General features: G+C 67.5%; 4 protein-coding genes. 3 read left to right on the forward strand and 1 reads right to left on the reverse strand.

What is annotated here, in order from left to right; genetic code table 11:
* A partial coding sequence (locus AXA74_RS23115) for a class II fumarate hydratase (RefSeq protein WP_060833330.1) occupies window positions 1–1,061 on the reverse strand: 1,061 nt, incomplete at its 3' end.
* A gap of 148 nt (window positions 1,062–1,209) precedes the next feature.
* On the opposite strand from AXA74_RS23115, the gene tsaE reads away from it, so the two are divergent.
* From tsaE to AXA74_RS23130, 3 genes are all read left to right on the forward strand, one after another.
* Window positions 1,210–1,743 (forward strand): tRNA (adenosine(37)-N6)-threonylcarbamoyltransferase complex ATPase subunit type 1 TsaE, encoded by a 534-nt coding sequence (tsaE, locus tag AXA74_RS23120; protein ID WP_029581523.1) that lies wholly within the window; start codon window positions 1,210–1,212, stop codon window positions 1,741–1,743.
* On the forward strand, window positions 1,674–3,056 hold the full coding sequence (locus AXA74_RS23125; protein WP_029581524.1) for an N-acetylmuramoyl-L-alanine amidase: 1,383 nt from the start codon (window positions 1,674–1,676) through the stop codon (window positions 3,054–3,056). The genes tsaE and AXA74_RS23125 overlap by 70 nt, the downstream gene beginning before the upstream one ends.
* A 209-nt stretch (window positions 3,057–3,265) precedes the next feature.
* The coding region (locus AXA74_RS23130) for a C80 family cysteine peptidase (protein WP_282956540.1) at window positions 3,266–11,002 on the forward strand (7,737 nt) is incomplete at its 3' end.

An 11,002-nucleotide genomic window follows, 5' to 3' on the forward strand; every position in this document is an offset into this window, starting at 1 on the left:
TTCCCGCTGGCCCCGCCGATATTGATGGCGGCATCATTGCCCAGCACCTGGGCCGACAACATGGTCAGGGCCTCGCACTGCGTGGGATTGACCTTGCCCGGCATGATGGAGCTGCCCGGCTCGTTCTCGGGGATGCGGATCTCGCCCAGGCCCGAGCGCGGGCCGCTGGCCAGCCAGCGCACGTCGTTGGCGATCTTCATCGCGCCGGCGGCCAGGGTCTTGAGCGCGCCATGCGCGAACAGCAGCGCTTCGTGCGAAGCCAGGGCCTGGAACTTGTTGGGTGCCGACACAAAGGCCACGCCCGTGTCGTGCGCCAGCGCGGCCGAGACCTTGGCGCTGAACTCGGGATGGGCGTTCAGGCCCGTACCCACCGCCGTGCCGCCAATGGCCAGCTGATGCAAGCCGGGCAGGGTCGCGCGGATCTGCGCCTCGGCCAGGTCGAGCTGGGCGACCCAGCCCGAGATCTCCTGGCCCAGCGTCAGCGGCGTGGCGTCCTGCAAGTGGGTGCGCCCGATCTTGACGATGTCATAGAAGGCCGCGCTTTTCTGGGCCAGCGTGGCCCGCAGCGCCTTCAGCGCAGGCAGCAGATGATGCTCGATCTGCACCGCCGCCGCCACATGCATGGCCGTCGGGAAGGTGTCGTTGGACGACTGGCCGCGATTGACGTGATCGTTGGGATGCACTTTGCGGTCCTCGCCGCGCACGCCGCCCAGGATCTCCGAGGCGCGGTTGGCCAGCACCTCGTTCATATTCATATTGCTCTGCGTGCCCGAGCCCGTCTGCCAGACCGACAGCGGAAATTCATCCGGCCACTTGCCGGCGATGACTTCATCGGCCGCGGCGATGATGGCCTTGGCGATGGCGGGATCCAGCTCGCCCAGGTCGGCGTTGACCTGGGCGGCGGCGCGCTTGAGCTGGGCCATGGCCGTCACCAGCGGGACCGGCATTCTTTCGGTCGAGATCGCGAAAAAATGCAGCGAACGCTGCGTCTGGGCACCCCAGAGATGATCGTCGGGGACTTCGATGGGGCCGAAAGTGTCTTTTTCGGTGCGGGTCTTCATGGATCACGGCTCCGTAACAACGAAAGCGTCCCGCCGGGCCTGCCCGGCAAAGGACAATGAGAATCACTATCAAATCGAAAGCGTAGCAGAAAGATCGCCCTTCCTATAATCCGACTCACCAATCCGTTTTTACCACCTGGCCCTCCCCATGTCCGTTCCCCTCGCCCGCCTTGAATTGCACCTGCCCGACGAACATGCCACCGACGCGCTGGCCGGACAGCTCGCGCCGCTGCTCAACGGCGGCCAGGGGCCGGCCGGGGGACGGATACACCTTCGTGGCGACCTCGGCGCGGGGAAAACCGCCTTCGCCCGCGCACTGTTGCGCGCAAGCGGCATCAAGGGCCGGATCAAAAGTCCGACCTATGCCCTGCTTGAATCCTATAAAGTTTCTAACTTATACTTCTATCACTTTGATTTTTATAGACTTAGTGATACGCGCGAATGGTTGGACGCTGGATTCCGCGATTTATTGCGTGACGATGCGGTCGTCCTGATCGAATGGCCCGAACGTGCCGGGGAGTTTTTACCGGTGCCGGATCTGGAGATCGCCCTGCTCCATGGCGAGCAAGGACGGGATGCCACCTTGACCGCCTACACCGCCCGAGGACAAACATGGTTGAACGCGATTGTCCCTCCGACAGCGGCGCCCTCCCGCCACGCGCCGCCACGCGCCGACGCCTGATCAGCGTCGCGGCGACCCTGCTCGTATTGCCCGTCGTGCCGCGGCTGGCACAGGCCGCCACCATTCTCGCGGTGCGCACCTGGCCGGCCGAGGAATACACCCGCGTCACGCTCGAACTCGACCGTGAACTCAAGGCCGAGCAATTCACCCTCGAGAACCCCCATCGCCTGGTGGTCGATATCGAGGGCCTCACGACCAACGCGGCGCTGAACGACCTCATCGCCAAGGTCAGGCCCGACGATCCGTACATCCAAGGCCTGCGCGTGGCGCAGAACCGTCCCAATGTCGTGCGCCTGGTCTTCGACCTCAAGCAGGCCGTGGCGCCCCAGGTCTTCACCCTCAAGCCGGTGGGCGACTACCAATACCGCCTGGTGCTGGACCTTTATCCCAAGATCGCCCAGGATCCGCTGGTCGCCATCCTGAACAAATCGTCCGCGCCCGACGTCGACGATCCGCTGGCGCGCGTCCTGGACGAGATCGCGCGCAACCAGCCGACGCCGGCCCCCGCGCCGCTGGCGCGCGGCCAGGAGCCCGCCCCGGCGCTGCCCGTGCCCACGCCCAAGCCCGCCACGCCCACGCCGGCCCCAGGGCGCGCGCGGCGGCGCATGCTCACCATCGCGCTCGATCCTGGCCATGGCGGCGAAGATCCGGGCGCCATCGGCGCCTCGGGCCTGCGCGAAAAAGACGTGGTGCTGCGCATCGCGCGCCGCCTGAAGACCCTCATCGACGCCCAGCCCGCCATGCGCGCCTACCTGACGCGCGATGACGATTATTTCGTGCCGCTGCACGTCCGCGTGCAAAAAGCCCGCCGCGTGCGCGCCGACCTGTTCGTCTCCATCCATGCCGATGCCTGGATCAAGCCCACGGCCAACGGCTCCTCGGTGTTCGCGCTCTCCGAGCGCGGCGCCTCCAGCACCCAGGCGCGCTGGCTGGCCGACAAGGAAAACGCCGCCGACCTGATCGGCGGCGTCAATCTCGGCAGCCACGACCGCCAGGTCGCCAAGGTGCTGCTCGACCTGTCCACCACGGCGCAGATCAATGACTCGCTCAAGGTCGGCACGGCCTTCCTGGACGAGATCAAGAAGATCAACCGCCTGCACAAGAACCGCGTCGAACAGGCGGGCTTCGCGGTGCTCAAGGCCCCGGACATCCCGTCCATCCTGGTCGAGACGGCCTTCATCAGCAACCCCGAAGAAGAAGCCAAGCTGCGCAGCAACGCGCACCTGGACAAACTGGCGCAGGCCATGCTGACCGGCATCGACCGCTACTTCACGGCCAACCCGCCCCTGGCCCGCGTCGGCGACGTCAGCTGAAGCGCCAGCACCCAGTCACATCGATCCACCCCCAGGGGTGGATTTTTTTTGGCCGGCGACCTCGATGGCGCCCGCGGGCGGCGCCGGCCATGCCGGTATTTATTCGGATATCTGCGGTCCAGGGACGCGAGGCGCGGCCATCGCCATTATCTTTCTCCGGCGCGAGCCTGCACGCCGGCCGCCAACCGACCCTCCCTGACGCCCAATCAATGAACAAGCATTGCTATCGCCTGCGCGTTCACCGTCGCACAGGCCAGTTGACACCCGTCGCGGAAATCCACACTGGCGCCTCCCGAGGCGGCACGCGCCGGCCGCGTCCCCGCCGCGCCCTTTCCTCCCTGTCCCTGGCGAGCCTGCTACTGGCGCCGCTGGCGTCCGCCCAGATCGTCCCCGCCGACAGACAGGCAAACATGGTCACGGTCGCGCCCAACGGCGTGCCCGTCATCAATATCGCGGCGCCGGACGCACGCGGACTGTCCCACAACCGCTTCTCGCATCTTGACGTCCCGCAGCCCGGCGTCGTCTTCAACAACAGCAAGTCAGATGGCCGGTCGCAGCTGGCCGGCTACATCCTCAAGAACCCCCGGCTGGGCGGCGGCCCGCAGGCCACCAGCATCCTGGCCGAAGTCACCTCGCCGGGGCCCGCATCCCGGCTTGGCGGCGCGCTCGAAGTCTTCGGCCAGCGAAGCCAGCTCATCATCGCCAATCCCAATGGCATCAGCGTCAACGGCCTGTCCACCATCAATACCCACGCGCTCACGCTGTCGACCGGATCGACGCAAGGCGCGGAGGCCGGGTCGCTCCATACACGGCGGGGCCGGATCGACATCGAGTCCGACGGCGTCAACACGGATGGCCTGGCCAGCTTTGATCTCATCGCCCAGCGCATAAACATCGAGGGGCCGATCGGCCCCTTGCGGTCGGCGATGCCGGCCCGGATAGGCGTGCATGCCGGCACGAGCCGGCATGACCTGAACGACGGGCGCATCGTGCCCCAGCCCTCGGCCGCGTCTTCGCGCCCGGCCATCAGCGCCAGCGCGCTGGGCGCCATGCACGGCGCCCACATCCGCCTGGAGGTCACCGATAGCGGCGCCGGCGTACGCCTCCAGGGCGCCCTGCTGTCCTCGAGCGATATCACGATCCGCGCCGACGGCGCGGTGCTGCTCGCCCAAAGCGCCGCCCGGCGCGACACCCTGGTCGCGGCCGGCTCGGATGTCCGCCTGGCCGAAGCCGGCGGCATCCTCACCGGGCAGGCCCTCAAGATCACCACGCCAGGCCGGATCCAGACCGGCGGCAAGATACAGGCTGGCACGCTGCAGGTCCAGGCGGCCTCGCTGTCCCAGACCGCGGGCCTGATTGACGTCCAGGGCGGGCCGGGCCAACTCGCCGCCAAGGTCGCGCTCAACGGCGCCTATCACGTCGGCGCGGCCCGCGCCGGCCTGCAGGTGCGCAGAGGCGATGCCCGCATCCGGGCCGCCACCCTGGACAACCTCGGCCTGATCACGACGGTCGACGGCAAACTGGAACTCCAGACCGCCGATACCCTGCTCAACCGCGGCCGCATCGAGGCCGGCAGCCTGCTGGCGTTGGCCACGCAAGGCGCCATGACCAACACAGGCCGGCTGCAAGGCGGCAACCTCGAGCTCCACGCCGGCACGCTCTCGAACACGGGCCGGATCGAGGCTGCCGACGACCTCGATATCGAGGCGGCCGGCTATCGCAACAGCGCGCACATCGGCGGCAAGCGCGTGCGGGTCCGGACCGGCACCGAACTGGTGCTCGACAACCCCGCGCCGCTTGCCACCGAAGCGCTCACCCTCGCCGCGCCCAAGATCATCGTGCTCGCCGAGCTGGCCACGCCGGCCAGCCTGGTGCTTCAGGGGGGCGATGGCGGCATCGACAACCATGCCGCCATCGCATCGGCCGGCGGCATCCTGCTGCGAACGCAGGGCGATATCCGCAACCACGACGGCGCCCTGATCTGGGCCGGCGCCCGTCTTGGCCTGCAGGGCCGATCCATTTTCAATGGCCTGCATGGCCTCATCCACAGCGAAGAGGACATGTCCATCAAGGCCAGCCGGCTGCTGCGCAACCATGCTGGCCGCATCAACAGCCGCCAGGCCATGTTGCTGGAAACCCCGCTGCTGGAAAATCTCTCGCGCCTCTCGGGCAAGGTGAGCGTCGATACCAGCCCGGGGAGCGGACATGCGTGGTTTCCGGAAGTCAAGAAACGCCATCACCTGCGCATCGTCAGCATGCGAATCGGTAAGCTGAACACCGGCCGGGCCGTGTCTTCCCTCCACCTCGAGCAAGGCGTCATCCACGCCGGGAAGAACATGGATATCACGCCCTCCGGAGAGGGCCCGGGCAAGGTACACAATGAGGGCAGGCTGACGGCTGACGGCGTACAGCGCATTCATGCGGACGTCCGTAACGCCTCGCTCTCCCAGGCCATGACGCTGACGGATTACTTCAAACACCTACCCGGCCCGCAGGTGTGGGCCCAAGACAACCTGGCCGTCCTCAACCCGCTCACACAGCACTTCCCCACGCTGTACGACCTGCTCGACCACATTTTCGAGCACTACGAATATGAAAAAGACGCGGGCTGGACCCCGATATTTGTTGCCTACAAATATAAACACAGCTGGCTGAGCGACAGCCTGGCCGGCGGCGACCTCCAGCATGCGCCCCTGCTGGCCAAGGCTCTGGGTCTTGCGCTCGGCGGAGACTGGCGCGGCCTGAGCGACACGGACCGCGCGCGGCGCTGGGCGGAGTTCAAGGCGGGCCGGCGAGGCCAGGACCTGCCCTTCTACCCCGCCCAGCCGACCGTGCTCGGCGGACGCCTCGGCACCGACATCCAAGGCAGGGTCGCCAACGGCGAGCACGTCGCCGATGTCCAGGCCAGCCCTGTGGATCCGGCGCTGCAACAGGCGGTCGCCGACGCGCAAAAGCAATGGCGCCGAGGCCCGCCCGGGGAGCCCGCCCCGGAGGCGGCCGAGCCCGCGGAGCAGGACGCGGGCAGGCCGCAAGACCCTGCGGCCCCCCGGGCGTCGCCGGCCGGACCGGCCCGCAAGAATGCGCAAGAGGAGCCTTCCCGTAAACATGCCGGGCAGCAAGGGGCTGGCGACCGCCGCCAGGCCGATGCCGAGGCGCATGACCGGGAATTCCAGCAGGCCCTGGACGACACCCTGTCCAATGCCTTTCTCTTCCGGCGCGGATCGGAACACCCGACCACGACGCCCGCGCCCTACTACGAAACCCGGATCCGCTTTGTCGATCAAACGCAGTTCTACGGATCGGCCTACTTCTTCGAGAAAATAGGCTACATCCCGCAGCAAGGGGTCTACGTCAGCGGCGACAACTATTTCGACAGCACCCTGATCCGACGCGAGGCCGAACGCCTGATGGGCGCCCAGACCCAGCGCCGCGTCTACCAGGACGACGTGCGCCAACTCATGGACAATGCGTCCGCCGCTCATGCGACCCTGGGCCTGGTCGTGGGCCAGGCCCCCACCCCAGCCCAGCTGGCGCAATTGCGCGACGACATCGTCTGGTATGTCTGGCACGATATCGACGGGCAGCGTGTCCTGATGCCCAAGGTCTACCTCAGCGAAGCCACGCGACAGGCGACGGCCACCCAGAAAGCGGCGGGCGGCGCGGCGATCGTCTCGGCCGGCGACATACGGATAAACGGCGGATCCATCGATCAAAAGAACGCGCTGATCGAAGGACGCAATGTCCTGCTGGGCGCCCGGGACGATATCCGGGTCGCCAACAGCCACGGCGTTCTGGGCGGTCTGCGCGCGGACCATCAATTGACGGCGCAGGCGCGGGACATCCACGTGCAAGGCGGTGTGCTGTCCGCCGAGAACATCACACTGGACGCCCGCCGCGACCTGACCATCATCGTCGGCAAGACCGCCGATGCCGAGGGCAGCGCAAGAAGAGACGCGGCCAGCCGGGTACAGGCCGCTGACCAACTGGAACTGCGCGCGGGCGAGCAGATCAACTCCCTGGGAGCCCAGCTGGCGGGCCAGACCGTGGCCCTGGTGGCCGGGCATGTCAATCTGGGCGAGATCCGCGAGCACAGCGGCACGTTCGCGCAAACGTCCCGGACGGGCTTTCTCAGCTACGCCATCGACACCCAGGCCTCCACGAGGGACCAGGGCAAGGGCACGACCCTCCAGGCCGGCAAGCTCCTGCTCGACGTCAAAGGCGATATGGCGATGCTGGGCGGCCAGATCCAGGCCACGCACACCGAAGGAAAAATCGGCGGCAACCTGGTGTTGGCCGCCACGACCGAGCACCAGACCTCCCGGCAGGAGCACGACAGTTTCCAGCTGGTCGCCAATGGCCGCGCCGGCGCCGGCGGCAAGGAAGCCAGTTTTTCCGTGGGTACGCTCTCCCCCGTGCAGACGCAGGCCGGCGATGGCCAGATGGCCGGCGCCGAACTCAAGACCGGCGTGCAGATCGCTCACCGCCGGGCCGCTCAACGCGCGGCCCGGCATCACAACGCCGCGTTCAATCTCGGAGACGGCCGCCTGGACATCGGCGGCGTATTCGACCTGGGCGGGGCGGATATCAACGCGGATCGCGCCGAAGTCCCGGCCGCGAACGCCGGAGAGCTCGACATCCGCGCGGCCCGGATCGAAAGCAGCAAGTACCTCGACACTTCCGAACAGCACGAAGAAAGCTGGAGCCTCTTCATCGGCAGCAAGTCCAATGCCAACTCCTCCATCCTGGACGTCGCGACCCATGCCAGCGTCGCCGCGCAGCAGGCCGCCGCGGGTCGCGAGATCGACCCCGCCTTGATGGCCGCGCAGGTGGCCGGCGATGTGTCCAACCTGCTGCTCAACGATACCGGCGAACTCGCCACGGGAGTGGGCGCCGAATTCAACTACAACCGCTCGAGCCGCCACAGGGCCGCCGAGAACACCAGCAAGATCGGCGGCAGCATCCGGTTGCTCGCCACCCAGGGCGATATCAATCTGGCGGGCGTTCAGTTCAGCGGCGGCGCCCGGGTCGATCTGGAATCGGCGGGCGGCATCACGATGCGCGCGGCCAAGACCACCGAGACTGCCTCCGGCGAGCAACACCACATCAGCGTCTACCGGAACGCGACCTCCAGCTGCAATGCCGTGCAGGGCTCCTGCGGCGCCGGCATCAATACCGCGCTGGCCGGCGCGCACAGCTTCGACGAGCGCCACAGCGTGGAACACGTCCACGGCCGTCTGCAAGCGCGTGAGGTCCGCGTCAAGACCCGGGGGGACCTCCAACTGTCCGGCGCGCGGATCGAGGCGGCCCGGAACGCCGATATCGACGTCGGCGGCAAGCTCCGGATTCAGACGGTGCAGGATATTCATCGCAGCTCCACCACCGGCGGAAACTGGAATCTTTCCCTGGGCGCCGCCGTGAATAATCGGACGATAGGTACGCTCACGGGAAATATCGGGGCAACCGTGCGCCATGAGCATGACCATTCTGCGCTGGCCGCCCAGATCGCCGGCATCGACGCCGGCGGCAGACTGGGCATGACGGTCAAGGGCGACGCGACATTGATCGGCGGCGCCCTCACGGCGCGAGGGCCCGGCTCGCTGCTTGACATCCAAGGCAGGCTCGACGCGCGCGAGGTCAAGGATTATCGCGATCACGACGGCGGCTATTCCGGCGGCTCTGTCGGCATTTCCGCCAGCACCAGCCTGACCAGCGGTTCGATCTCCGGAGGACGCATCGCCGGCGAGCAGCTGGCCTCGACCGTGCATGGCACCATCGATATCGGCCAAAGAACGGGACGCGGACAACTGCAGGCCGGCGGCGGCGTCAGCGGCACACTCAACCAAGATGCCGGCAAGGTCCGCAGCGTCGAACAAGACCGGAAGTGGGCCCAGAGCGACATCTCGATCACGCTCTCCAAGCTGGACCTGGGTGGCAAGAAGGCCAAGCAGCAACGCGAGAAAGGCGATCTGGATGGTCCGTTGGCCACAGATTTTCAACACACCCGATTCGGCAGGATCAGCGCCCTCGACGACAGCAGGCCCGCCACCAAGGCGCCCCACGCGCCGGCCTCGCCCCAGGAAACCGCTGGCCCTGCGACGAAGGCCCCGTATGGCCGACGTCTCATTGTTCTCGCCGACGACAGCGAAGAGGTCCGACAGGCAGGGCAGCGCCTGCTGAAAAAACATCCGCAACACGCCACATTGCTGCGCGCCGACCAACTCGCCGGGCCGCCCGGGATCACCGCGCCCGGGCCTGCCAAGATACAGATCGTAGGGCATGGCAAAACCGGCAAGGACGGCCCCAAGGTGGGAGACCATACCCCGGCGGAACTGGCCCGGCTCATCGCGCCCCTGCAAAGCGCGCAGGGCACCAAGGTCACCCTTGTCTCCTGCCACTCGGGCGCTTGCCCGGGCCAGGATGCCAGCAGCCAGTTGCAGCGCCTGCTTCCCCAAGCGCAAGTCAAGGGCTATGCCGGCCGGATCGACGTCAATCCCCAGGGCCGCAAGCAAGCCGTCGCCACGGGCGGCCTGCAAGACAAGGAGAGCACGCCCCGCAATTCCGACACAGCTGCGGCCGAGCTGATTGTCAACAAGGGGGTCGCGATCAGCCACATGCCGGGCGCCAGGCAATTGGTCGTGGCCGGCCACGGCGGCTGGAAAGAAAAGACTCGCGAAAAGACTTTCCTGCGGCGCCAACAGGGTGATGGGTATTTCGAGCTTCCGGCCCGGACACGGCTGGACTTCTACACGCCCGATGGCGAAGCCGCCAAGGGCACTTCCGCCTATGATGAAATCCGGCGCCGTCCGCAGGACGCGGCACTGGGCCTGCAGCCCAAGCTGCCGCTGGACGACGACACACTGGGCCAACTGGCCGCTTCGCGCAATACCAGCCTGGAGACGATCAAGGCCGAAATGCTGCGCTATGCCGTCGGCCGCATGGATAGCATCGAAGGCGCGCAGCAGGCCAAGAATTACGCCGTGTACCCCCACGAGGAAATGGGCCTGGCCTTCCTGAAGCAACATCACCAGGACGGCGGCAACCCTTTGCTGGATCTCGCCATCGTCACGGACCCGCGTCACAAGGTCCACCTGAGCACGATCCTCGAGGTCGCCGCGAAGGCCGGTCACCAATACGACGTCGTCCATTACACGCCTTGCCGTGTCTGCCGCGATGGCAAGGCCAAGGCGACGGACTTCGCGCTCGGCGCACCCGTGCCCGCCGCCGCCTCAACGCCGTCCGGCGACGCACCGGCTCCCAAGGCGCGCCGTGCCGGCCGCGACGGCCAGGGCACGGTCGTGCCGGCGGGCAGCAGCCATACGGCAGCGCAAGCGACCCCGTCACGCGCGGCGGGCTCGCCGCAAGCGGCCGTCGCCGCGCCGTCGAAGCGCTATGACTTCCGCATCGTGGGATATCAAGAAGACGATGCACGCGGCGCCGAGGCGGCCCGCAGGCTATTTGGCAAGCATCCCGACAACGCCATGCTGGTCCGCTTCGATCAGGAGGGCGATTTCACGGTCGCGCAGCGTTCGCCGGAAACGCCGGCGGGCGTGGCCAAGCTGCAATTGGTGGGCCATCACAGGGACGGGCTGGGCCCGAACCTCGGCGGCGCCAACGGCCGCCTGCTGGCCGAACAGGTCAGGGCACTGGATCATGCCTATGGCGGCAGGCTCGAGTTCGGCAAGATCACGCTGGTCGGCTGCAATACGGGCGCCTGCCTCGATAGCGGACTCCACGAAGCCTTCCGCCACTCGCTGCCCCATGCCCTGCGCCACCGGACGGTGGGCTACGACGGCCTCATCGATGTCACGCCGGACGGCCGCAAGGTCTCCGTGACCGAAGGCGGCCTGGGGCCTAAGCGCCTTCCCGCCCGGGCCACGGCGGCCGCGGCCCCCTCGCCTGCCGCCCCATCCGCCGCCCCATCCGCCGCCAGAACCCGGCCGGCCGCC

This window comes from Bordetella hinzii LMG 13501, from assembly GCF_001548475.1.
In the GTDB taxonomy this organism is placed as follows: Bacteria; Pseudomonadota; Gammaproteobacteria; order Burkholderiales; family Burkholderiaceae_B; genus Bordetella; species Bordetella hinzii.

Excerpts from the sequence above, each read along its gene's own strand:
- tsaE (WP_029581523.1), top strand. The coding sequence starts at position 1,210 with ATGTCCGTTCCCCTCGCCCGCCTTGAATTGCACCTGCCCGACGAACAT.
- AXA74_RS23125 (WP_029581524.1), top strand. The coding sequence starts at position 1,674 with ATGGTTGAACGCGATTGTCCCTCCGACAGCGGCGCCCTCCCGCCACGC.